The sequence below is a fragment of the Acinetobacter sp. GXMZU3951 genome (assembly GCF_054457875.1).
This window is the reverse complement of record NZ_JBTLFO010000003.1, coordinates 400,943-424,783: the sequence shown is the minus strand read 5'-3', so window position 1 is coordinate 424,783 and position 23,841 is coordinate 400,943. Positions and strand designations below refer to the sequence as shown.

Genomic DNA, 23,841 nt, shown 5'->3' with positions numbered 1-23,841 from the left:
GAGTGAACCACCTGATCCCTTCCCGAACTCAGAAGTGAAACCTCTTAGCGCTGATGGTAGTGTGGGGTTACCCATGTGAGAGTAAGTCATCGCCAGCTCATTAATTCTAAACACCCCCTGTTAATCAACAGGGGGTGTTTTTTTATATGCGGGAAATCGTAATATTTTATCCAGATAATAATTAACAATCTCTAAAGCAAGTTAACTTTGGTCTGATTGTATGAAGTTTTGAATTTAGCACATTGATTTTTAATGTTTAATTTCTTTAAGTTACGATATAAGTAACGTTTTTACTACATTTACTGCTCATTTTCCGACTTAAATCGCTGACAAATTCTACCATTTGATGGGTCGAATACCTCTTAGGTATATCTTTATACCCTTGAGGTTTTAGACAAAAAATGAATGGCTATTCATTGTATGTTGAAAATAAAGTCTCACAATTGGAGGTGAGTAAAAATGACAGCGACAACAATGAATGTAAATGCTGTAATCGATCAGGCTAAATTTAGACCCTTTCATTTAACGGTAGTTTTGTGGTGTTTATTCGTCGTTTTGTTTGATGGCTACGACTTAGCCATCAATGGTGTAGCACTTCCCCTGTTGATGAAAGAGTGGGGAATGACAGCAGTACAAGCGGGTATGCTCGCCAGTACCGCATTGGCAGGCATGATGTTCGGTGCGATGCTATTTGGTATGCTGGCCGATAAAATTGGGCGTAAAAAAGTGATTATTATTTGTGTGACGCTATTTAGTGGCTTCACATTTTTAGGTGGCTTTGCTTCAAACCCGACTGAATTTGGTATTTTGCGCTTTATCGCAGGTTTAGGGATCGGTGGAGTATTACCTAACTTGGTAGCGTTGACCTCGGAATATGCACCTCAGAAAGTGCGGAGTACCTTAGTCACGGCAATGTTTAGTGGTTATGCCATGGGTGGGATTATGGCGGCATTATTAGGTGCAGCCTTTACCCCAACGTTCGGTTGGAAAATCATGTTCTTTATTGCAGGCATTCCACTGTTATTTATTCCGATTTTATGGAAGTTCCTGCCTGAATCCGTGACTTTCTTGGTGAAAGACCAACAAACTGAAAAAGCGCGTAATATTATTCAACGTCTTGTTCCAGATGAAAAAATTACTGAAAATACTGTTTTAGTATTAAATGAAGCGAAAGTGCCAGATGCTTCTGTAGCAGCATTGTTCAAGAACGGTCGTGGTATGGGAACCGTTTTATTCTGGGCATGCTTTTTCATGTGTTTATTGATGGTTTATGCCTTAGGCAGCTGGTTACCAAAACTGATGATGGCTGCAGGCTATTCATTGGGCAGCAGCTTGATGTTCTTATTGTCCTTAAATATTGGTGCCGTGATTGGTACAGCTGGCGGTGGTATTCTTGCAGACCGCTTCCATTTGAAACCCGTGATTATCAGTATGTTGATTGTAGGGGCATGTGCATTGGTAGGATTAGGCTTTAATTCTCCACAACCGGTCATCTATTTATTGGTTGCATTGGCAGGTGCAGCATCCATTGGTTGTAGTATTCTGCTGTATAGCTATGTGGCACAATATTATCCATTGGCGGTACGTTCGACAGGTTTAGGTTGGGCATCAGGCATTGGACGTGTAGGTGCCATTGTTGGTCCAATCGTGATTGGAATGTTATTGGGGATGGAGTTACCGCACAAAATGAACTTCATTGCGGTTGCTATTCCAGCGATTATTGCCGCGTTTGCAGTCTCTTTGATTAAAGTGAATAAAGCGGAAGAAGTGGCTGAAGCCCCTGCTGCTGTGCAAAGCAGTAAACAGCGTTCTTATACTTAAACCGATTCAAGATCAGAGCCTCATTTAGAGGCTCTTTTTTATTGCTGATTTAAAGATGGCATAGAAAAAGCCCCGACATCCTATCGGGGCTTTTTGGTATTTCATGAAAGGTAAAACTCCTGTAATACCTCAACGTCCTGTTGTTACTCTTTATTGTTATTCTAAGAAACATCCTGTTTCTGTATGAGTTCAATTTAATCCGAAATACGACTAAGGTCTAGGCGTGTTTGCTGCATTGCTTGTACGTTTTGGCTGACATCAATTTAGTAAAGGGGCATGCATCTGGGCTACATATTCTATCTTTTGCTCACTATTGATTTTGGTTAGATTAAAAGCAAATCCGACCTTCATTGAGGGTGCCATGAATAATGTTAAAAATCGTTTTGGATTCTGGTTGGGGGTATTGAGTTCTGTTTTGATGGCAGCATGTCATGCAGAAAATAGCAGCACAGGTGAACAAAGCCTAAAAGCTGAAAACGAATCGGTGGCTGTTTTACAACCGTATAAAGTCAACAAGATGAGTGAATTGGATGAGCCTTGGGCAATTATCTTGTTACCTGATCAACGCTTATTGATTAGCGAAAAGGCTGGTGCACTGCTCATTTTTAATCCGCAAACGCAACAAAAAATCGCGGTAGCCGGGGTGCCTAAAGTGGCTTATGGCGGTCAAGGTGGTTTGGGCGATGTGGTGTTGCATCCTGATTTTCAACACAATCATCTACTTTATTTGAGTTATGCCGAAGCGGGTCAAGGGGGATATGGGGCAGTGGTGATTCAGGCGAAACTGGATGATCTTACTTCTGCTTCGCCCCGACTGAGCCAGTTCAAGCCGATTTGGCAGCAAATACCCAAAGTATCTGGACAGGGACATTATGCACATCGGCTGTTATTTGATGCTGCCGGAAAATTGTGGATCAGTTCGGGAGAGCGTCAGAAGTTTCAACCAGCGCAAGATCTACAAAGTAATTTAGGCAAAATTATTCGACTGAATGAGGATGGCTCAGCAGTACAAGACAATCCATTTAGGACACAGGGTCCGATTGCAGCACAAGTTTGGAGTTTGGGGCATCGTAACCCTTTAGGTATGGCTTTTGATCGTCATGGGCAGCTGTGGGTGGCAGAAATGGGCCCCAAAGGCGGGGATGAACTGAATCTGATTCGTAAGGCAGCAAATTATGGTTATCCGATAGTATCCAATGGCGATCATTATAGTGGACGTGATATACCCGATCATGCCACACGCCCCGAATTTCAAGCTCCTGAACTGAGTTGGACACCCGTCATTTCGCCATCCAGCTTGATGTTTTATCGCGGAACGCTGTTTCCGAAATGGAGCCATAAAGCCCTCATCGGTGGTTTGTCTTCCCAAGCTATTATTGTGGTAGATACAGAAACACGTCCTGTACAGGAAATACAGCGCTTAAACATGAATCAGCGTATCCGTGGTCTGGTTGAAGCTCAAGATGGAACGATTTGGGGCATTGAAGATGGTAAGAACGCTCAACTTTTTCAGCTGACCGCAATCCACTAAGTTGAATACGTGACAAGAAATCACACCCCAGGCACATCAGCTACGAGGGCGCTTATGATGAAGATGCCGATTGCCAGAAATTGTGCAATACACCGTCCCGCAAAAGTGCGGCACATCACTGCAAGTTCATGTTTCAGAGCTCTTCTTGATCTTGAGTACACCCTTTATAGTGGGTAGTACCTTCAGCAACCAAATAAAAAAAAGCAGCCCGAAGGCTGCTATTTAAGATATCAGTCGTTATTCACTTTTATCATTGAGGCTAAAGAACCAGTTCAAAATTAGGGCTGCAAACGTTGCAGTACCAATACCGCCCAGATTGAAATTTCCGAATTGGAGGGCAAAGTCCCCTGTACCTAAAATAATGGTGACGGCAGCAACCATCAGGTTTTTATTTTTAGAAAAATCGACCTTGTTTTCGATCCAGATTTTCGCACCGGCAATGGTAATTAAACCAAAGACCACAATTGATGCGCCTGTTAAAATTGCACTTGGGATCGTGTGAATGATGGCGCCAAACTTCGGTGATAAGCCCAAGAAAATCGCAAAGATACCCGCAATCACAAATACAATGGTTGAGTAGACACGAGTGACAGCCATGACACCAATGTTTTCACCATACGTGGTCATGCCTGGCGCACCCACACCACCAGAAAGCGTGGTGGCAACACCATCTGCCAAAAAGGCTTTACCAATTTGCGGATCTAGGTTCTCACCCGTCATGGCACTGACAGCTTTAATATGGCCCAAATTTTCAGCCACTAAAATTAACGCGACTGGAGCAATAATCAGCATTGCATTGATATCAAACTGGGGCGAATGGAAGGTTGGGAGACCAAACCATGCCGCTTGCTGAATGGGGTTAAAATTAATTGGTGTGCCATAACCCATGACATTTGACACAATAAAGTAAATCAAATACGCTAGTAATAAGCCGATTAATAACAGTAAACGCTGTAATAAGCCTTTGGTAAATACCGCAATCGTACCCATACACAGCACAGTCACCAAGGCCATCCACATGTTAAAGGTATTGCCAGCAACGCCTTTTACCGTGACAGGTGCTAAATTCAGACCAATGATCATCACCACAGCGCCCGTAACGACCGGTGGCATCAGCTTTTCAATCCATTTGGTTCCAGTGGCCATGACCATGAGACCAAACAGGGCGTATAACACACCACATGCCATGATCCCGCCAGCGGCTAAGGCTAAATTGGCATTCGGTGCGCCTGTTCCTGAAGCCGCATAGCCTGTCGCGGCAATCACTACCCCAATAAAGGCAAAACTAGAACCGAGGTAACTCGGTACTCGACCACCCGTCATGAAAAAGAACAGAATGGTACAAATCCCGGACATTAAGATGGCAAGGTTGGGGTCAAACCCCATTAAAAACGGTGCCAGTACCGTTGCACCAAACATGGCAAATGCATGTTGAATACCGAGCACAACACTTTGAGCAGGGGGAAGATATTCACTGGTGCCGACAGGACGCGTTTCGACATTGCCTGTATAAGGACGCCATTGGGGAAACCAATTGGACATAAATTGACCGCTTTAAAAACAAATTGTGCACATCATACTCTTTCTTTTCGAGTGATTTAATCATTGATTTTTAGATTTTGATGAAGTAGAGGTATGATTTATAATGGTTTTATACCAAGTGGTAAAATAAGGCGTAAATTAAACTAAAAAGAAATCAAGAGATTATTCAAGATGTTCGCGTGCACAGCAGAGATTTATTCAGTTTGTGGAGCGATAAATTTTTTTTATCAATCTTTCAAAAAAATTTTTGCAATGGCTGAAGCCATTGCAAATTTGAGACGGTAGCGAAAGATTTTGCCAATCGCGATACCAGCAGACTCGGTGTTGCTGGCTCAGCCTTATGCTGAGCCAGCAACATCATTCTGTCAGATCACCCAGTATTACGTAAGCCCGCAGCAATACCCGCGATACTGACCATCAGCGCATGATCAACTGGCGTATGTTCTGCCTGACGTTCTGCCAGATACAGGCGGCGACGTTTCATTAATTCGGCTTGAAGTAAATGTAGCGGCAACAAATACGGTTTACGTACACGCATGGACTGATCCAACACTTCATTACTGCTCAGCAATTTAGATTCATCTTTGAGGGTGAGTAGCGTCATGACCGCTTCTTGCAGGCGTTGACGCAATTCTGCCCCTAAGGCTTTTAAATCTTCGTCCTGAGTTAAATGTGCTTCATAGTACAGTGCCACATGGCTATCTGACTTAGACAAAACCATTTCCAACATATCAATTAGGGTCTGGAAATACGGCCATTGTTGCAACATTTCTTCCAAGGTGGCTTTATGACCTTGTTGCACGACTTGATTAATGGCTGCCCCAGTCCCTAACCATGCCGGTAGCATTAAGCGGATTTGTGTCCATGCAAAGACCCATGGAATAGCCCGTAAAGATTCAATGCCACCACTCACTTTACGTTTTGCAGGGCGCGAACCTAAAGGTAGCATTTGCAGTTCCAGTTCAGGCGTGACGGTTCTTAAATACTTCACAAAGTGTGGATTTTCCCGCACAGTCTGACGATAGACCTGTACCGATAAATCGGTCATACGATGCATCAGCTCACGCCATTCCGCTTTGGGTACGGGTGGCGGCAGTAAGGTCGCTTCAAGTGTTGCTGCGGTATAAATTTCCAGATTTTGTAGGGCAATACCTTCCAGACCAAACTTAAAGCGGATCATTTCACCTTGTTCAGTCACACGAATGGCACCGGAAATGGAACCTGGTGGTTGTGAGAACAAGGCCTGTTGGGTAGGTGCACCACCACGGCTGATAGAACCACCACGACCATGGAACAGGGTGAGTTGAACGCCATGCTGTTTGGCAATTGCAGTCAGTTCTTCTTGAGCACGGTACTGAGCCCAGTTGGCAGACATGAAACCCGCATCTTTAGCCGAGTCGGAATAGCCGATCATGACTTCATGTTTGCCCTGAATGTGCTGCTTGTACCAGTGCATACTGAATAAAGTCTGCATGGTCTGTGCTGCGCCATCCAAGTCTTTCAGGGTTTCAAACAGCGGGACAACGCGTAATGGTTGCTGAATGCCAGCTTCTTTTTGTAACAGCAACACTGCCAACACATCACTCGGATATTCCGCCATGGAGATGATATAGGCACCCAAGCTTTCGGCAGGTTGTTCAGCCAGTGTACGCATGGTGGCAAAGACTTCTTGTACATCGGGATGCAGAATCAGACTTTGTTCAGGTTCATGCAAGTGTTTCGGCAACAATGGACGTTTGCTTTGCAACTCCTGCAATAAGAAGTTCTGACGCGCCTGTTCAGTCCAAGTTTCAAAATTACCCAGTCCCAAATATTCGGTAATCGCAGAAATCGCTTGGCGATGTCGACCCGATTCCTGACGGATATCCAGTTTTAATAATTCAATACCAAAGCAGTTGACGCGATGAATGAAGTCCAGCAGTTTGCCATTGGCAATTTCGGTCAGATTGCAGGACATCAAGGAGCGATAGCACAGCAACAGCGGTTCTAGCAGTTCATTTTTGCTTTTGATGACCCGGCTATCCTCTAAAATACTGTCTTGCCCTTGTAATTTCTGCGCCAACCACTGGCGAGTGATTTTTAAGCGCTCACGCGTGTCGCGTAAATATTCACGATAAGGTTCTGGATGGGGGGTGCCCAGCGCTTGCATTAATTCATTGCTACAGCTTTGAATCGATAGCTCCCAGCGTAAATCCTCAATATCCCGAAGATATAAATCAGCCGCTTTCCAGCGCGATAACCACAGCACTTCTTGGGTGACATTATGCGTGACATTCGGATTACCATCTCGGTCGCCACCCATCCATGAGGCAAAACGCACTGGCGCGACATGCAGCGGCAGACGTTGACCACAATGTTCTTCCACCATGCCATCCAGTTCACGTATGAACTTTGGCACCGCATTCCACAAGGTCTGTTCAATGGTGGTGAAGCCCCACTTGGCTTCATCGATAGGGGTAGGGCGATGTTGACGAATTTCATCGGTCTGCCATGCAGAGCAGATCAGCTGTTTTAAGTCTTCTAATACCGCTTGGCGTTCCCGCGGGGTCAGTTTTTGCTGATCAAACTTAAATAAACAGTTGTTGATCCCATCATATTTCTGAATCAGGGTACGACGGCTGACTTCGGTTGGATGTGCGGTGAGTACCAGCTCAATTTTCAGTTCGCATAATTGTTGATAGAGCTGTTCCGCAGAAACCTCATGGGCTTTGAATTTTTGAAACAGATGATCGAGCGGATTGGGTGATGGCGCTTCAGGATCGAATTCGCTTTGGCGGCGGCTACGAACCACATGGTATTGCTCGGCAATATTGGCAAAATTAAGAAAATGGGTAAAAGCACGTGTTAATGGCAGAATTTCCTCATCTTCGAGGCTCAGAAAAAGTTGTTCCAGTTGTTTTTCAGCTTCGACTTGTCCGTCACGCGCGCCTTTGGCGAGTGCGCGTATCTGTTCTATCTGATTAAACAAATCTTGCCCGGCGTGTTCTTTTAGGGTTTCACCCAAGAGATTTCCCAGTAACCGTACGTCTTCGCGTAGTGGAGCATCAATTTGTTGAATCATTTTCCATTCTCCAGTTCTTATTCTTTTGACTATACCCCGATTTGCCATAATGCCAAGTAGTAGAAAGACAAAAGTCGCACGCTTTTGGCGATAAAACTAGCAGTTGAGTGCCGCGCTTGGGGATCAATTCAGCCTGTCGCTGCGGCTGGCTTAAGCGGCGTATTTCAGCATAAACAGTTCAATACTCTGTTGAATAATCTCGCTTTGCTGTGTTGCGTTGGGAATGGGGCGCACGCCAAGCAGCACTTCTAAATGTCTGAGTCCCAATAAAAGGGAGAGCAGCAACAGGCGTTGCTGTTCAACATCCGCAGCTTGGATAAAACCCAGTGCCGCGGCTTGCTGGAAAAAGTCTTCCCAGCCATCGCACATTTTTTGATGCGAGGCATTATAAAACTGTAATGCCAAAGGGTTTTGTTCTGCCGCCAGTTCAATCAGTAAATGTTCCAGTTTGATGGCTTCTGGCAGATAAATAATATTCAGTGCAATTTGGCAGGCTTGGGCAAAGGTCGTTAAAAAATCACTGTCGGCATTTAATTCAAAGGGGCGTGTTGCCATTAAATGTTCACAGGTCTGTTCAATGGCGCAGGTAAATAAACTGGCTTTGTCCTGAAAATGATTATAAATCGTAAGCTTGGTGACCCCTGCTTCTTGGGCAATTTGGTTCATGCTGGAACCATGATAGCCATATTTGAGGAACATATTTTTTGCCGCAAGCAGAATCTGCTTGTGCTTTTCTAAATCTTTGGGCCGACCGACATTCGTTTGCACAAAATCTTCCACTTCAAGTGATTTAAGTCATTTACTTTTAACAGTACTTTTAATTAGTGTACCGCATGGTATATTAATTAAAAATTGTTCAAAGCACAGCTTTGTATTTTGCCCTAAAAATGACATTTAGATAAGAGCACAACCGCATGAACCCTGCTAAGACCCTGATTGCCAGCCTCTTGATATTATCCAGTCTGACCTTGTGGGGCTGTAGCCGAGAACCAGCTGTCGCTGAACATGTCCCCCTGGTGATGGTTACCCAACCCACATCGTCATTGAGTGAGCAAAAAAGCTATGCCGGTGAGGTACAGGCCCGTCAACAAACCGATTTGGCTTTCCGTGTCTCTGGACAGGTGTTGCAGCGCTATGTCGATGTCGGGGATCGCGTACGTGTGGGGCAGGTGTTGGCAACTCTAGACGTCAAGGATGCACAGTTACAATTAAATGCGGCACGGGCACAACTGGAAAGTGCGCAATCTGCTGCCAAGGTCGCAGAACAAGAACTTAGGCGCTTCCAACAATTATTGCCGATGAATGCGGTGAGCCGCTCCCAATATGATGCCATGCAGAATCAGTATCAGGCGGCACTGGCCAGCTTAAAACAGGCTCAGTCCAATTATCAGGTCAGTCAGAACCAGACCCGCTATAACCAGTTGATCGCGGAGAAAAGTGGGGTCATTACTGCACGGCATATCGAAGTCGGTCAGGTGGTTAGCGCAGGGCAGGCGGCCTATCAATTGGCGATTGCGGGTGAGCGCGAGGTGGTCATCGGCATACCTGAACAGGCGATAGACACGATTCGCTTAGGGCAAGCGGCTTGGGTCACCTTATGGTCCAAGCCGGAAGAACGCTTTGCTGCCACGGTCCGTGAAATTTCCCCAGCCGCGGACTCATCCCGAACCTTTAGCGTCAAAGTGGCACTCAAGGCCGCCAGCCAAGACATTCAATTGGGGCAAAGCGCCCGTGTCTTTTTCACCACGCTACAAAGCAATGTCATCAGCGTGCCCTTATCGAGTGTGTCGGCCAGCGAACAGCAGGCTTTTGTCTGGGTGGTGGGACCAGATGCCCATATTCATAAAGTACCCGTAACTTTGGGGGCTTATGGGCGTGACACTGTGCCAGTGCTTTCAGGTCTCAATGCCGATGATTATGTGGTGGTTGGGGGCGTACATTTATTGCGTGAGAACCAAAAAATCCGTCCGATTGATCGCAACAATCGTGCCGTCCAGCTCGCAACCAATGCGGCCACGACAGGGGCAAAATCATGAATTTTAATCTGTCAGAATGGGCTTTAAAAAATAAAGGCTTGATCCTGTATTTCATGATTCTGCTCGGGATTGTGGGGATGGTGTCATATTCCAAGCTGTCCCAAAGTGAAGATCCGCCGTTTACCTTCAAAGTCATGGTGGTACAAACCTACTGGCCGGGGGCTACTGCCGAGCAAGTGTCCTTACAGGTGACCGATCGGATTGAAAAGGAGCTGATGAGCACCGGCAATTATGAGCGCATCATGGCGTATTCCCGCCCAGGGGAATCGCTGGTGACCTTTGTGGCCAAAGACTCGCTGCGTTCGGCACAGATTCCTGATGTCTGGTATGACGTACGCAAGAAGGTCAATGATATTCGGCATGAACTGCCGAGCGATGTGCAAGGTCCCTTCTTTAATGACGAATTTGGCGATACCTTTGGCAATATTTATGTCCTGACAGGCAAGGACTTCGATTATGCCGTACTGAAAGAATATGCCGACCGCTTACAACTGCAATTGCAACGAGTCAAAGATGTGGGCAAGGTCGAACTGATCGGTCTGCAAGATCAGAAGATTTGGATTGACTTGTCCAATACCAAAGCGACACAACTCGGAATTCCGCTGACTGCCATTCAGCAGGCTTTACAGCAACAAAATGCCATGGCCAGTGCCGGCTATTTTGAGACCCCAACGGATCGCATCCAAATTCGGGTCAGTGGACAATTACACAGTGTCGAAGACCTGAAAAAAATGCCGTTACTGGTGAATGGTCAAACCATTCAGTTAGGCGATGTGGCCGAGGTGTACCGTGGCTTTAGTGAACCTGCCCAGCCGCGAATGCGTTTTATGGGGGAAAATGGCATTGGTATTGCGGTTTCCATGCGTAAGGGCGGTGATATTCTGGCACTCGGGGAAAACTTGCAAAGCGAGTTTGCCCAGTTGCAACACACGCTGCCTTTAGGCATGCAGCTGCAGAAAGTGTCCGATCAACCTGTCGCGGTTGAGCACAGTGTGCATGAGTTTATGAAAGTCTTGGCAGAGGCGGTGATTATTGTCTTGCTGGTGAGCTTTTTCTCTTTAGGTTTTCGCACTGGGCTGGTGGTGGCCTTTTCCATTCCGTTGGTGTTGGCCATGACCTTTGCCGGCATGCATTTATTTGATGTTGGGCTGCATAAAATCTCCTTAGGGGCACTAATTCTGGCACTGGGATTACTGGTCGATGATGCGATTATTGCCATCGAAATGATGGCGATTCGCATGGAGCAGGGCTATAGCCGATTAGAAGCGGCCGGCTTTGCATGGAAAACCACTGCATTTCCAATGTTGACCGGAACCTTGATTACCGCAGCAGGTTTTCTGCCGATTGCCACAGCAGCCTCCAGTACAGGGGAATATACCCGCTCGATTTTTCAGGTGGTGACCATTGCTTTAATTGTGTCTTGGTTTGCTGCGGTGCTGTTTGTGCCCTATTTAGGCGATAAATTGCTGCCCGATATGCAGCAGCACCCCTCTCAAGCCCCATGGTATCAACGTCTTTGGGCTCGTCTACGAAAACAGCCTGCGCCTCAAGTCACGCTGTTGCATGGCACAGCGCATGACCCTTATCAAACCGCTTTCTATCAGCGCTTTCGGTTGTGGGTCAATTGGTGTGTGACTTATCGTAAAACGGTAATTGCCGCAACGCTGGGCCTGTTTGTACTGTCGGTGCTGATGTTTAAATGGGTACCGCAGCAGTTTTTCCCACCATCTAATCGTGCTGAAATTTTGGTAGATTTAAAGCTGGAAGAAGGTGCATCGTTAAAGGCCACCGAAGCTGCGGTGAAAAAAGTGGAGCATTTTCTCTCACAGCAGCCGGGCATTGATAATTATGTCGCCTATGTGGGCACAGGTTCACCACGCTTTTATTTACCTTTAGACCAGCAGTTGCCACAAGCCAGTTTTGCCCAGTTTGTGGTATTAGCTTCCTCTTTGGAGGAGCGTGATGAAATTCGTCAAGCTTTACAGCAACAAATTCGTCAGCTGTTGCCTGCGGTACGGACACGCGTGTCGTTATTGGAAAATGGCCCTCCCGTCGGTTATCCTATTCAATACCGTATATCGGGTGAAGACCTTAATGCCGTGCGCCAATGGGCACACAAGGTAGCCGAGGTGATTGGGGAGAATCCGAATACCAGCAATGTGCATCTGGATTGGGGTGAACCCAGCAAAGTGATTCAATTACAGATTGATCAAGATCGCGCACGTCAGCTCGGAGTGTCCAGTCAAGATTTAGCCAACTTCCTGAACAGTTCCATTCAAGGGGCTGTTCTACATCCTTATCGTGAAAAGCGGGAATTGATTGATATTCGATTGCGTGGCGAAGAAGCGGAACGCCTCAGTGTCGAGTCCTTGGCCAGTTTGGCTGTGCCTACCACACAGGGCGGCTTTGTGCCTTTGGCACAGCTTGCCAACATAGAATATCGCTTTGAAGAAGGTTTGATTTGGCACCGTAATCGTCTGCCGACCATTACCGTACGTGCGGATATTCGAACGGATTTGCAACCTGCCACTGTAGTTGCAGAGTTGTCTGAGCAAATGCAGCAGCTGCGCGCACAATTGCCAGCAGGCTATCTACTTGATGTGGGTGGCACCGTAGAAGAATCGGCACGAGGGCAAAAATCCGTGAATGCAGGCATGCCCTTTTTCTTGGCCGTGGTCATGACATTATTAATGTTGCAGCTCAAAAGTATCTCCCGTGCCACCATGGTGTTGCTGACCGCCCCGCTGGGTTTAATTGGGGTAGTGCTGTTCTTGCTGTTGTTCAATAAACCCTTTGGCTTTGTTGCGATGTTGGGAACGATTGCACTTTCGGGCATGATTATGCGCAACTCGCTGATTTTGATTGATCAGATTGAGCAAGACCGCGCGGCAGGGCAAGCCACATGGGAGGCGATTATTGAAGCGACAGTCCGCCGGTTCCGTCCAATTTTATTAACCGCGCTGGCCGCCGTGTTGGCCATGATTCCATTATCGCGCAGTATTTTCTTTGGTCCGATGGCGGTGGCGATTATGGGTGGACTGATAGTTGCGACTTTGCTCACATTATTCTTTTTACCTGCTTTATATGCACAGTGGTTTAAGGTGAAAAAGACCGCTTAGTACAAAATATTTTTTTAATATCAGGTGCGAAAGTTGGAAAATTTCAATATAGTAGCACCTTATATTTTTATTAAATTTCAGTTTAGGAATTTTGCTACATATTAAAAAAATCACAGATGTAGTAATGAGGTTTAATCGCACATGAAGCAAGACAGTTTAACCAAGTATCGCCGTTCTATTGCGATTTCTTATGTCTTCATGTTTTTGGCACTGTTTACTGTCATTAGCGGTATTTTCGCCTATTGGTTCGCGCGTAAAATTACCCAAGTCGATAATACAGAAGTCTGGTTGCAAGCTCAGGCACTTTGGGTGATGCGCAATATTATTATTTATATGGTGCTGAGTCTGTTTGCCGCACTTTGGTTTATTCCCCTATTTTTCTTTACCTGGAATAGTGCACTGTGGGTCACAGGATTTACCGTGGCGGGTGTGGTATTTGCCTTGATTGCCTTTTTATATTTACTTAATGCTTGGATTAAAGGCGTTTCTAAGTTTATAAAAAATAAAGCAGTTTTCTAAAGTTTCTCATTTTTTTCATTTTTTGCCCTTGTAAAATCACGATTCACCCCCAATTTCAGAGCATTGTTCAGTATGAAATGAAATTCCGTGAGGAGCATCGCCAGACATGGCTAAACGTGATTATTATGAGGTTTTGGGTGTTGCTAAAACCGCTAGTGATGATGAAATTAAAAAAGCCTACCGTAAGTTGGCGATGAAATATCATCCGGACCGCAACCCCGACAATCCTGAAGCAGAAGAAAAATTTAAAGAAGCTTCTGAAGCTTATGAAATTCTTTCCGACAGCGAAAAGCGCAGCATGTATGACCGCATGGGTCATGGTGCATTTGAAGGTGGCTTCGGTGGCGGTGGAGGTGGCTTCGGCGGTTTCAGTGCAGAAGATATTTTCAGCCAGTTCGGTGACATCTTTGGGGGTGCATTTGGTGGTGGTGGCCGTGGCCAGCAACGTCAGCGCCGTGGTTCCGACTTACGTTATGTGATGGAACTGACCCTTGAAGAAGCCGTAAAAGGTGTGAAAAAAACCATTACTTTTACCGCACCTGCACCATGTGACAGCTGCGACGGTAAAGGTTCAAAAAATCCAAACGATGTCGAAACCTGTAAAACCTGTCATGGAGCGGGTCAAGTCCGCATGCAGCAAGGTTTCTTCTCGGTACAGCAAACCTGTGGTACCTGTCGCGGTCAAGGTAAGATCATTAAGAATCCATGTCAGAAATGTCATGGTTCAGGTGTTTCTGACCGTCAACAGACTTTAGAAGTGACCATTCCTGCGGGCGTAGACAATGGCGATCGCGTACGTTTAAGTGGTAAGGGTGAAGCCATCCGTGATGGTCAATCTGGCGACTTATACGTTGAAGTGGTGGTACGTGAACACGAAATCTTCCAGCGTGATGGTGCAGACCTGTATATGGATGTGCCTGTGAGCATTGCTGATGCTGCACTGGGTAAAGAAATTGAAATTCCGACCCTTGAAGGTCGTGTGAGCTTGAAAATTCCTGAAGGCACACAAACTGGCAAGATGTTCCGTTTACGTGGTAAAGGGGTAAAACCTGTGCGTACCAGCATGCAAGGTGACTTGCTGTGCCGTATTGTGGTGGAAACACCGGTGAACTTAACCGCGCGTCAACGTGAATTGTTGAAAGAGTTACAAGTGACAATGGATGGTGAAGATAGCCATTCTTCTCCGAAGAAAAAATCATTCTTCGATCGTTTGTTTGATTAATTCAAGCGAATAAAAAAAGGGCATGCTCAGCATGCCCTTTTTTTTCATCAGCAGTTATTGCGGGATCGGTGCATCAATCGCTTCAACACTGACCGTTTCTTCGCTGGCTTGAACGGTCTCAACAGACGCTTGGGTTTGATTTACGGCCATACGTTCGGCCAGGCTGCCAGGTTGACCATTCACCGTGGTCATAATTTTGACTCCAGCCAAGCTATCGACACTGTCTCCTGACTGGGCAGCAGGTTCTGCGCAAACATGCGCAGCAACAGCAGTTAAAAGTAGCGCAAGTGTTATTTTTTTCGAATGCATAGCAAGTCTCCTGACAATTGTTATCACTGAATGATTCGTGACGGCTAGTCTGCGTACGCAAGATGTAAGTTGTGTGAAAAAACGGCTGCTTCAACTTCATTTTTAAAGATTTTTTCCAATATAAAAACATTTTCCCATCTATTTATTCACTCTTCTTTTGATCGGAATCGAGATGTTGGTGTCCGCCGATCAGCCCAAGCAAGTTTTTTCATAAAAAACCCGATCAGAACTTAGTCTCATTGCAGAGTTTTGTTATAGTAAAGGCAATTTTTACATTTGAAATCAGGAACGGATTATGTCTACAAGTCCACGCATTGGGGTATTGGGTGCAGGCGGTCGTATGGGGCGCATTTTGATTCAAGCGGTACAACAAGCAGGTTACCAATTGGCGGCTGCGGTTGAACGTCCTGAAAGCAGTCTGGTGGGTTCCGATGCGGGTGAGCTTGCAGGCATTGGCCATATTGGCGTGAAGATTGTTGGCAGTTTGCAGCAAATTCTGCCTGAGTGTGACGTGGTCATTGACTTTACTGCACCAGTAGCCACCGAACAGCATTTGAAGCTTTGCCGTGAAGCAGGGGTGGCGATGGTCATCGGCACTACAGGCATGAACGATGAACAGAAAGCCTTGTTGGATGAAACAGCAACACAGACCCCTGTGGTGTATGCTGCCAACTATTCTGTGGGCGTGAATGTTTCAATCAAATTATTGGAATTGGCATCGAAAGTATTTGGCGATAGCGTCGATATTGAAGTGATTGAAGCGCATCACCGTCATAAAGTGGATGCACCTTCAGGTACGGCACTGATGATGGGTGAAGCGATTGCCGATGCTTTAGGTCGTGACTTGAAGCAAGATGCAGTATATTGCCGTGAAGGGCATACTGGTCCGCGTGAGCGTCAAAGCATTGGTTTCCAAACCATTCGCGGCGGAGACATTGTCGGTGAACATACGGTGATGTTTATTGGTGAAGGCGAGCGCGTTGAAATTACCCATAAAGCTACGAACCGTATGAACTTTGCCGCTGGTGCTGTGCGTGCCGCAGCATGGGTCGTGGGTCGTGATGCACGTAAATATGATATGAAAGATGTACTGGGCTTTAATGATATTCAGGTTTAAAACCTAGCCCCGCATCTACCTAAACTGTGGCATAAAATTAAAATAAGAAGCGTTACCGAATGAAAATAAAAGTAATGATGGGCTGTGCTGTAGCGTTATTCGCTACGGCACATGCCAAGCCGATCGACAATGCCAAACTCAGCATTAATAAACAGAATATTAAAGTCTGGACCTATCAGGACAGTGCCAATCCCGTCTTTTTGTATCAGGCCGAAACCCATTTTGATGTGCCGATAGAAAAAGCCACCGCGCTGATTTTAGATGTGGAACAAGCCCCGAAATGGGTGCCATATATGGGCAGTGTCAAGGTCTTATCTCGGAATGACAGCAAAGGGGAATTTTTGTTGTATATGGTGTTGGACTTTCCTTTCCCACTCAAAGACCGCGATTTGGTGGTCAAAGGGAAAATGAGTAAGGATGCGCAAGGTATTATTCATATTCAAAATAAAGCGGTGAATCAAGGTTATCCTGTAAATCCGAATTATGTACGGCTCACCCGTTATGAAGGGGATTGGACATTTCAGAAGTTAGGCAAACACAAAGTCAAAGTCTCTACCTATGGCTTTGCCGATCCAGAGGGATCTATTCCACTCAGTGCAGTCAATTTGTTTGTTGAGCAGCAACCGTACCAGATGCTATTAAAAATGAAAGATGAATTGGCAAAACCGCGGAATTATGCTGCTTTGCCTATGCTATTACGCTAATGGTGTAAAATAGGCTGAAGAAACTCATCATGGCATTGCGATGAAATCGACCATTGAAGAATTAAATGCCTTTGTGCAGATTGTGGAAAGTGGCTCGATTGTCCGAGCAGCCGAGCAATTGGGTCAGACCACTTCAGGCATTAGCCGAGCCTTACAGCGCTTGGAAAGTAAACTCAATGTCACTTTGCTGGAACGCACCACACGCAAGCTGAAACTCACGCAAGAAGGGCAGCTGTTTCTCGAAAAATCCCGCAAGATTCTGCATGATCTGACCGAGGCGGAAGATGCCTTATTGCAATCCGATCATGCTATTTCAGGTTTGATTCGGATTGATTCAGCCACGCCCTTTGTGCTGCATGTGATTGTGCCGCTCATTCAAGAGTTTATGCAGCAATATCCGAAGATCGAAATTGAACTGAATAATCATGATCAAGTGATTGATCTTTTGGAACATAAAACCGATGTGGCGATTCGGTTTGGCGAGTTACAAGATTCCAGTTTGCATGCCAAATTACTCTGTCGCAGCCGTTTGTATATTGTCGCCAGTCCAGATTATCTCGCAGCGCAGGGAACGCCTCAGCAACCTGAGCAGTTGTTACAGCATACCTTATTGGGTTTTACCCTACCGACACATTTAAATACTTGGCCAGTATTTGTCGATGGAAAACGCCTTAAGGTGCACCCCAAAATTAAAGCCTCGAATGGTGAAACCATCAGACAATTGGCATTGCATGGCGCAGGCATTAGCTGTTTGTCCCGTTTCTTGGTGCAAGAAGATTTAGCCGCGGGTCGCTTGGTGGCGTTGTTCGAAGATCAGATTGAACAACATTTCCAAAACATCCACGCGGTCTATTATCAACAAGAGCACCTACCGAAACGGGTGCGCCTGTTTATTGAGTTTTTGGCACAGAAGCTTGCCATTTATCGGTAGCTTTAGGCAGATGAATCTGTACGGTGAGTAAGGCCTGCCGAGGTGCACTATGTGGTGCATACGGTGCAATGGCAAAGTGTTGTGCCGTATTCCAGCAGACAAACTGGAGTTCCTGACGCTGACTTTCTCCTATTAACGTGGTGCGGGTAGAGCCAGTCCGATAAGAAAAAAGACGTTGCGTGATCGAACTTTGCGGGAGATCGACTTTATTCCACAACTCAAAACTCTGCTGTCCTGAAGCTTTTAAATAACCTTCAATTAACGACTGGCAAATAAAATCGCGCTGTTGTTGCCATACTGAGGTGTTGGGTTGGCAAGCCGTTAAGCCAAGTGCCAGTAACAATAACGTTAAACGCAGCATGATGATCCCCCTGATACAAAATAAGCTATACCTTAAGCATATTCAGGGTGTACTCTTGGTTACAGATACAAAATATACTAAAAAATGAGTACAGTTATGGGCATCCAATATCGCGATCTGGCACATCAATTGGCGCAGAAAATTTATGCTGGGGAATTAACTGCAGGACAACGCTTAAGTTCCTTGCGTCAATTTGCGCAGTTACAGCAGGTCAGTTTAAATACAGCCAAAAGTTGCTATGAACTACTAGAAGCGCAAGGATTGATTGTCGCCAAGCCGCAAGCGGGCTATTTTGTGCATGCGCAAAGCTTGGCGGTGGCTGAACCGCAGCATCTGGATTTTGCATCAACGGTACGCGACGTTTCCAATTTGGAACTGCAAATTGAAATTCAGGAAGCATCCATTCATGATCAAATGATTCATTTGGGCGCGATTCAACTGTCGCCCAATTTGGTTCCTGTGGAGGCCTTGCGCCGCTCGATTCAACGTGCCTTAAAGCACAGCAAGCCCGAAGATTTTTTGTATAGCGATAAACAGGGTCATCGCCGTTTACGTGAAGCTTTATCCGCGCATTGGGCGGAAGATGGCATTTACCTGCCTCCAGAAGAAATATATATCAGCAATGGCTGCATGCCCGCTTTATCGGTGGTGATACAGACCCTGACGGCAGAGGGTGACAGTATTATTGTCCCGACTCCCAACTTTAATGGGCAGTTGCAATTGTTGGCGAGCCTAAATCGTAAAATTGTTGAAATTCCTGCCCATGCCAATGGTTTTGATTTACAGCGTCTCGAACAGGCCATGCAAAGCTCAGGCGCGAAAGCCTGTTTGCTCACCGCCAATTTCCAGAATCCTTTGGGTTTTTGCCTAAGCCCTGCGGAAAAGGAAAAAATTGCCCAGTTGGCAGCACAGTATCAATGTTATGTCATTGAAGATGATATTTATGCGGAATGCAGTTTCGATTTAAAGCGGCCTTTGCCGATTCGTTACTGGGATCAGCAGGGGTATGTGATTTACTGTGGTTCAGTATCCAAATCTCTCTCGACCGCCTATCGCGTGGGCTGGTTTTGTATCAATGCACGTTTACACCATTTACGTGCACAACTGCTCACGCGGCATGTTGCAGTGAACACGCCCTTACAATTGGGTTTGGCGGATTTAATTTATAGTCGTGCTTACCGAGAGCATTTAAACCATTTAAAACCGAGTTTAATGCAGCAAGTGGAACAATATCGATGCTTCATTATTCAGGCCTTTCATGGCATCGAGATTCGCTTGAGTCAGCCTAAAGGGGGATATGCACTTTGGCTGCAATTACCTGAACAGATTCATAGTCTAGCCCTGTATCGTTATGCACAGCAGCAAGGGATTAGCATTGTGCCAGGCATCGTTTTTGGTGAAGAGCAACGCTATAAAAACTGTATTCGATTAAATGCGGGACATGAATTATCTGAAGAAATCCGCCAAGCGATTTTATGTCTGGCGGATTGGACGCGTCAGCAATTCAGTTCGAATCAGGTGTTAGATGCAAAGTCGGCTTGAAGCACAATCCGATAACGGGCTTGGCCAGAATTGAGCCGTTCTATGGCTTGATTTAGTTGTGACATTGGGAAGATTTCAACTTGTGGTGCAATCTGCTTGCGGGCGGCAAACTTGAGCAGTTGACGCAATGCCGCAGGGGAACCCGTTGGTGAACCCGTCACCGATTTTGCTCCAGAAATTAGTGAACTGACCGATATTGGCATAGGTTCAAGGGTGACACCGAGCATATGTGCGGTACCGTGCGGTGCCAAAGTGGCAAGATAAGCACGCCAGTCTAAACTGACATTGACGGTACTTAACAACAGATCAAATTTAGCTTGTTGCTTTTTAATCGCAGCACTATCACGGCTATTGATGACATGATCTGCACCCATGGCTTTGAGTTCATCGGTCTTGTCTAAGTTTGAGGTAAAGGCGGTTATTTCACAGCCCCAAGCCTTGAGTAGTTTAATTGCCATATGCCCCAAACCACCAATACCAATCACACCGACATGATGCGTAGCTTGTATTTGATGTTTCAGTAAAGGGTCAAACACGGTAATGCCGCCACAGAGCAGAGGGCCGGCACTTTCAGGCACCAAATCTTCAGGCAGGGGAATGATCCACTGCCACGCGGCACGGACTTTATCTGCAAAGCCACCAGCATGACCCACGATGGTCGCGGTGCTGCCACCAGTACACAACACTTGTTGTCCTGCGACGCATTGATCGCAATATTGGCAGCTTTCCGCCATCCAGCCTAAACCGACGCGCTGACCAATCTGGAGCCCTTTGGCTTCTGAACCCATGCGTAAAATGGTGCCAATCACTTCATGTCCAGCCACAACAGGATAGACGGCATTGCGCCATTCATTATTAATCACCGAGAGATCGGAATGACAGAGCCCACAATATTCGACCTGAATTTCCACTTGATGCGGCAGTAATTCACCGGCATCGAACTGAAAGGGTTCGAGTGCTGCACCCGCTTGGAGGGCGGCATAACTTTGAATCATATTATTATTCATATTTTTATCCTTAAAGTTTAGATGGCTGGGGGTGTTTTGGCAGGACAGTGATCTTCATGATCATCGACCATACCCACGGCTTGCATAAAGGCATAACAGGTGGTCGGTCCAACAAATTTAAAGCCTTTTTTCTTTAAGGCTTTAGACATCTGTACACTGTTTTCAGTTTGGGCAGGAGCCATTTTATAGTTGGGTACAGCATTGCGAATCGGTGCATGCTGGACAAAACCCCATAACCAATTCACCACATCTATTTCCTGTTTCAGATTTTGCCATGCACGGGCATTATCCCGAATGGCATGCAGTTTGCCCAAATGTCGAATCAGTCCTGCATCTTGTAGTTTTGCTTCAAGCTCGGCATCGCTCAGTTCGGCTATATGCTGAATGGAATGCTGGAAAAAATGCTGACGATAACTGTGCCGTTTTTTTAATACCGTAATCCAAGACAGACCGGCTTGCTGGCCTTCCAGACACAGCATTTCAAACAGCTGCTGTTCGTCATGCACAGGTTGGCCCCATTCATGATCATGATAGGCAATATAGAGAGGATCATCGGTGCACCAGCCACAGCGTTGTTTTGTCATAAATCCTCTCTGTTTATTTATTGTTTATAAAGTAAAGTCGACCCATTGATCGGTTTTGTTATCCCAATAGGCAAGGCTTGCCTGTTGTAAATCTTGAAATGAGATCCAGAAGTCTTTGCCCGTTTTGTCGGCAAAACCGGTACTGATCAAGAGGGCATCTTCGGTAATTTCCATGACCCAGCCCTGATAGCTTTGTCCTGCAAACACAATTTTCTGTTGATTGCCTGATTCTGCAAATTCAACCAGACGATTCATCAACACTTCAGACATGTGTACTTCCTAAAATTTAACGTAAGTAAGGAAAAGGATTCACGGCACCGCGACCTTTTCCATCTAAATAGATTCCATAATGTAAATGTGGCGCGGTATAACGGGCATTACCCGTATTGCCAACATAGCCCAGTAGGTCACCTTTTTGGACATAGTCACCAATGGCGAGACCCCGCTTATGGGCATTTAAGTGTGCATAATAATGCCAAGAGCCGCTAGGTCCTAGTACCCAGATGACTTTACCACCCAAATTGTTATCGCGTAAGTCGGCAATTAAGCCATTCGTGGTGCTATACACTTTTGTTCCACGTGGAGCCATAATGTCAATGCCTTCATGCCGGCGTCCCTGACTACGGGACGCTCCCCAAGTATCATTGAGTTGTTTGGCTTTAACGTGCTGCACAGGTATTGGAAGTTTAGATTTGAGCGGCATGCGCTGGAGATCTTGCACCGTAGTGGCGGGGAGGCTAGACCCTGTTGGTTTAGGTGCGGAGGTACAGGCACCGAGTAGCAGCACACTGGCAGTTAAACCCATAATGGCAAAATGACGCAGCACAGTTTTTCCTTGTCGTTATTTTGATGGTCAGCAACTTTAAATTTATCTGCTTGACTATGTCATAACTCCAGTGCCGAGATCAATTTTTTCATGGCGGTTGGAATGCCCATTTGTGTAGCTTTTTGTGGCGAGACCCAAGTGCCAGAGAGTTCAATCGCAATATGTTCTTTTTGTTCAGGTTCCACGTGGAAACACACAGCCTCCAGTAACCAGGTAAAATGAGTAAAACTATGCGAGATCTGAGCGCGTTTGCTGTTGGCTTTTAGACCCAGCATTTGCGTAGTTTGATTCAGTTCCGCGCTGTCATCATAAACTGGTAAACACCATAAGCCTCCCCATAAACCGGTATCGGGGCGCTGTAACCATAGCCATTGATCTTGGCACTGTAAGACCAAGACTTGGGCTGATTTTACGGGCACCGCTTTTTTGGGTTTCTTAAAAGGCAGTTCTGTGACTAGACCTTGGTGATGAGCTTTGCAATGCTGTTGCATCGGGCAATACAAACACAGCGGTTTTTTAGGTGTGCAAATGGTTGCCCCTAAATCCATAATGGCTTGGGTGTAATCATGATTGCGTTCTTGAGGGCATAATTGTTCTGCAAGTTGCCACATGGCACGCTCATGCATTGGCTTGCTGAGATCATCTTCGATGGCAAAAAATCGCGCCAAAACGCGTTTTACATTACCATCCATAATTACCCCATATTGGCGGAGTCCTAAAGACATCAACGCTCCAGCTGTAGAGCGGCCAATGCCTGGTAATGCCATCCATTCTTCCAATTGTGTTGGGAAGTGTCCTTGCTGCGCGACAATCGCAGCGGCTTTATGTAAATTACGTGCGCGGGCGTAATAGCCCAAACCTGCCCAATAAGGGGCAACGTCCTCCCACGATGCTCGTCCTAAATCTTCAACCGTTGGGAAGCGCTGGATAAAACGTTCAAAATATTGCAGTACCGTTTTCACTTGAGTTTGTTGCAGCATAATTTCAGACACCCAGACCTGATAAGGGTTATCTGCCACTTGCCAAGGAAGGTCATGACGACCATGCAGGTCATACCATGCTAATAATGCGTTGGAAAAGGAAAACGGAGACATGCGAACTCAGGATGATGGGTAGCGCTGTAGTATAACCAAGCAGATCGGCACACGGAGATGTTCAACCCAAAAAAAATGATGCCGAAGCATCATTTTGGATTGTCGTGTAGGGTTTTAGGCTTCGCTCAAGATGCCCCAACGTGCATCAAGTTTCAGCGGCATTTTTTCATAGCATGGAATAATATGAATATGTAAATGCTCAGCGCTAACACCAAATACATTGCCGTCATTAAAACCCACGTGAAAGCCAGTAGGTTGGTGACGTAGTTTCAACTCATTACGTGCCAGTTCTAATAAGGACATTAAACTTTTACGTTCTTTGTCGGTAATATCAAAAAAAGAGCTGACATGGCGTAGAGGGATAATGACAGAATGTCCTTTAGACAGTGCATTGGGCTCTGGCAGAATCACGCCAAACTCATTTTTATCGATGATGTCATATTCATCAAAATTGCAGTATGGGCAGTTGTTCTCAGTCATTGTCTTATCCTCTTAAAAATTATTAAAAACAGTAA

At 45.9% G+C, this 23,841-nt stretch carries 21 protein-coding genes and 1 rRNA gene; 11 read left to right on the top strand and 11 right to left on the bottom strand.

Annotation, left to right across the window (positions count from 1 at the left end; translation table 11 throughout):
• The 3 genes from rrf to ACX17N_RS07795 all read left to right on the top strand — a co-directional run.
• A 5S ribosomal RNA gene (gene rrf / locus ACX17N_RS07805) occupies positions 1 to 98 on the top strand; the annotation flags it as partial.
• 361 nt (positions 99 to 459) lie between these two features.
• A complete protein-coding gene (locus tag ACX17N_RS07800; RefSeq protein WP_458891956.1) occupies positions 460 to 1,821 on the top strand; it encodes an MFS transporter in 1,362 nt (453 codons plus the stop codon).
• A gap of 361 nt (positions 1,822 to 2,182) precedes the next feature.
• Positions 2,183 to 3,352, top strand: coding sequence for a PQQ-dependent sugar dehydrogenase (locus ACX17N_RS07795; RefSeq protein WP_458891955.1), 1,170 nt, complete (start codon positions 2,183 to 2,185; stop codon positions 3,350 to 3,352).
• 237 nt (positions 3,353 to 3,589) lie between these two features.
• Here the strand turns inward: ACX17N_RS07795 and ACX17N_RS07790 are convergent, their stop codons facing one another.
• The 3 genes from ACX17N_RS07790 to ACX17N_RS07780 form a co-directional block, all read right to left on the bottom strand.
• The gene (locus ACX17N_RS07790) at positions 3,590 to 4,894 is read right to left on the bottom strand and encodes a solute carrier family 23 protein (RefSeq protein WP_458891954.1); all 1,305 of its coding nucleotides are present in this window, start codon (positions 4,892 to 4,894) and stop codon (positions 3,590 to 3,592) included.
• A 370-nt stretch (positions 4,895 to 5,264) separates the two neighbouring features.
• Positions 5,265 to 7,955, bottom strand: coding sequence for a phosphoenolpyruvate carboxylase (ppc, locus tag ACX17N_RS07785; RefSeq protein WP_458891953.1), 2,691 nt, complete (start codon positions 7,953 to 7,955; stop codon positions 5,265 to 5,267).
• A 150-nt stretch (positions 7,956 to 8,105) separates the two neighbouring features.
• Positions 8,106 to 8,723 (bottom strand): TetR/AcrR family transcriptional regulator, encoded by a 618-nt coding sequence (locus tag ACX17N_RS07780; RefSeq protein WP_458891952.1) that lies wholly within the window; start codon positions 8,721 to 8,723, stop codon positions 8,106 to 8,108.
• Between the two features lie 146 nt (positions 8,724 to 8,869).
• On the opposite strand from ACX17N_RS07780, the gene ACX17N_RS07775 reads away from it, so the two are divergent.
• From ACX17N_RS07775 to dnaJ, 4 genes are all read left to right on the top strand, one after another.
• Complete coding sequence (locus tag ACX17N_RS07775) at positions 8,870 to 9,991, top strand: efflux RND transporter periplasmic adaptor subunit (RefSeq protein ID WP_458891951.1); 1,122 nt, start codon at positions 8,870 to 8,872, stop codon at positions 9,989 to 9,991.
• The gene (locus ACX17N_RS07770; RefSeq protein ID WP_458891950.1) at positions 9,988 to 13,110 is read left to right on the top strand and encodes an efflux RND transporter permease subunit; all 3,123 of its coding nucleotides are present in this window, start codon (positions 9,988 to 9,990) and stop codon (positions 13,108 to 13,110) included. The genes ACX17N_RS07775 and ACX17N_RS07770 overlap by 4 nt, the downstream gene beginning before the upstream one ends.
• A gap of 141 nt (positions 13,111 to 13,251) precedes the next feature.
• Positions 13,252 to 13,629, top strand: a complete 378-nt coding sequence (locus tag ACX17N_RS07765) for a hypothetical protein (protein ID WP_458891949.1) — start codon at positions 13,252 to 13,254, stop codon at positions 13,627 to 13,629.
• 106 nt (positions 13,630 to 13,735) lie between these two features.
• Positions 13,736 to 14,851, top strand: coding sequence for a molecular chaperone DnaJ (gene dnaJ, locus ACX17N_RS07760; RefSeq protein ID WP_161932817.1), 1,116 nt, complete (start codon positions 13,736 to 13,738; stop codon positions 14,849 to 14,851).
• Positions 14,852 to 14,905: 54 nt separating this feature from the next.
• On the opposite strand, the gene ACX17N_RS07755 is transcribed toward dnaJ, so the two are convergent.
• Positions 14,906 to 15,160: a hypothetical protein gene (locus ACX17N_RS07755; protein ID WP_458891948.1), complete on the bottom strand. Its 255-nt coding sequence runs from the start codon at positions 15,158 to 15,160 to the stop codon at positions 14,906 to 14,908.
• A gap of 295 nt (positions 15,161 to 15,455) precedes the next feature.
• On the opposite strand from ACX17N_RS07755, the gene dapB reads away from it, so the two are divergent.
• Genes dapB through ACX17N_RS07740 form a run of 3 tightly spaced genes read left to right on the top strand, consistent with a single transcriptional unit; the run spans position 15,456 to position 17,912 of the window.
• The gene (gene dapB, locus ACX17N_RS07750) at positions 15,456 to 16,277 is read left to right on the top strand and encodes a 4-hydroxy-tetrahydrodipicolinate reductase (protein ID WP_458891947.1); all 822 of its coding nucleotides are present in this window, start codon (positions 15,456 to 15,458) and stop codon (positions 16,275 to 16,277) included.
• A 59-nt stretch (positions 16,278 to 16,336) separates the two neighbouring features.
• Positions 16,337 to 16,981: an START domain-containing protein gene (locus ACX17N_RS07745; RefSeq protein ID WP_458891946.1), complete on the top strand. Its 645-nt coding sequence runs from the start codon at positions 16,337 to 16,339 to the stop codon at positions 16,979 to 16,981.
• 40 nt (positions 16,982 to 17,021) lie between these two features.
• Positions 17,022 to 17,912, top strand: a complete 891-nt coding sequence (locus tag ACX17N_RS07740) for a LysR substrate-binding domain-containing protein (protein WP_458891945.1) — start codon at positions 17,022 to 17,024, stop codon at positions 17,910 to 17,912.
• On the opposite strand, the gene ACX17N_RS07735 is transcribed toward ACX17N_RS07740, so the two are convergent.
• The gene (locus ACX17N_RS07735; protein WP_458891944.1) at positions 17,872 to 18,273 is read right to left on the bottom strand and encodes a hypothetical protein; all 402 of its coding nucleotides are present in this window, start codon (positions 18,271 to 18,273) and stop codon (positions 17,872 to 17,874) included. The two genes, ACX17N_RS07740 and ACX17N_RS07735, sit on opposite strands and share 41 nt — an antisense overlap.
• 96 nt (positions 18,274 to 18,369) lie before the next feature.
• On the opposite strand from ACX17N_RS07735, the gene ACX17N_RS07730 reads away from it, so the two are divergent.
• On the top strand, positions 18,370 to 19,815 hold the full coding sequence (locus ACX17N_RS07730) for an aminotransferase-like domain-containing protein (RefSeq protein ID WP_458891943.1): 1,446 nt from the start codon (positions 18,370 to 18,372) through the stop codon (positions 19,813 to 19,815).
• Here the strand turns inward: ACX17N_RS07730 and ahr are convergent.
• The 6 genes from ahr to ACX17N_RS07700 form a co-directional block, all read right to left on the bottom strand.
• Positions 19,788 to 20,822: an NADPH-dependent aldehyde reductase Ahr gene (gene ahr / locus ACX17N_RS07725; RefSeq protein ID WP_458891942.1), complete on the bottom strand. Its 1,035-nt coding sequence runs from the start codon at positions 20,820 to 20,822 to the stop codon at positions 19,788 to 19,790. The two genes, ACX17N_RS07730 and ahr, sit on opposite strands and share 28 nt — an antisense overlap.
• Positions 20,823 to 20,839: 17 nt before the next feature.
• Positions 20,840 to 21,406, bottom strand: a complete 567-nt coding sequence (locus ACX17N_RS07720) for a DNA-3-methyladenine glycosylase I (RefSeq protein WP_458891941.1) — start codon at positions 21,404 to 21,406, stop codon at positions 20,840 to 20,842.
• 24 nt (positions 21,407 to 21,430) lie between these two features.
• Positions 21,431 to 21,676 (bottom strand): hypothetical protein, encoded by a 246-nt coding sequence (locus ACX17N_RS07715; RefSeq protein WP_458891940.1) that lies wholly within the window; start codon positions 21,674 to 21,676, stop codon positions 21,431 to 21,433.
• A gap of 16 nt (positions 21,677 to 21,692) precedes the next feature.
• Entirely contained in the window at positions 21,693 to 22,211 is a 519-nt protein-coding gene (locus ACX17N_RS07710) for a M23 family metallopeptidase (RefSeq protein WP_458891979.1), read from the bottom strand.
• 80 nt (positions 22,212 to 22,291) lie between these two features.
• On the bottom strand, positions 22,292 to 23,326 hold the full coding sequence (gene mutY / locus ACX17N_RS07705) for an A/G-specific adenine glycosylase (RefSeq protein ID WP_458891939.1): 1,035 nt from the start codon (positions 23,324 to 23,326) through the stop codon (positions 22,292 to 22,294).
• Between the two features lie 114 nt (positions 23,327 to 23,440).
• A complete protein-coding gene (locus tag ACX17N_RS07700; RefSeq protein WP_458891938.1) occupies positions 23,441 to 23,806 on the bottom strand; it encodes an HIT family protein in 366 nt (121 codons plus the stop codon).
• Positions 23,807 to 23,841: the final 35 nt, after the last annotated feature.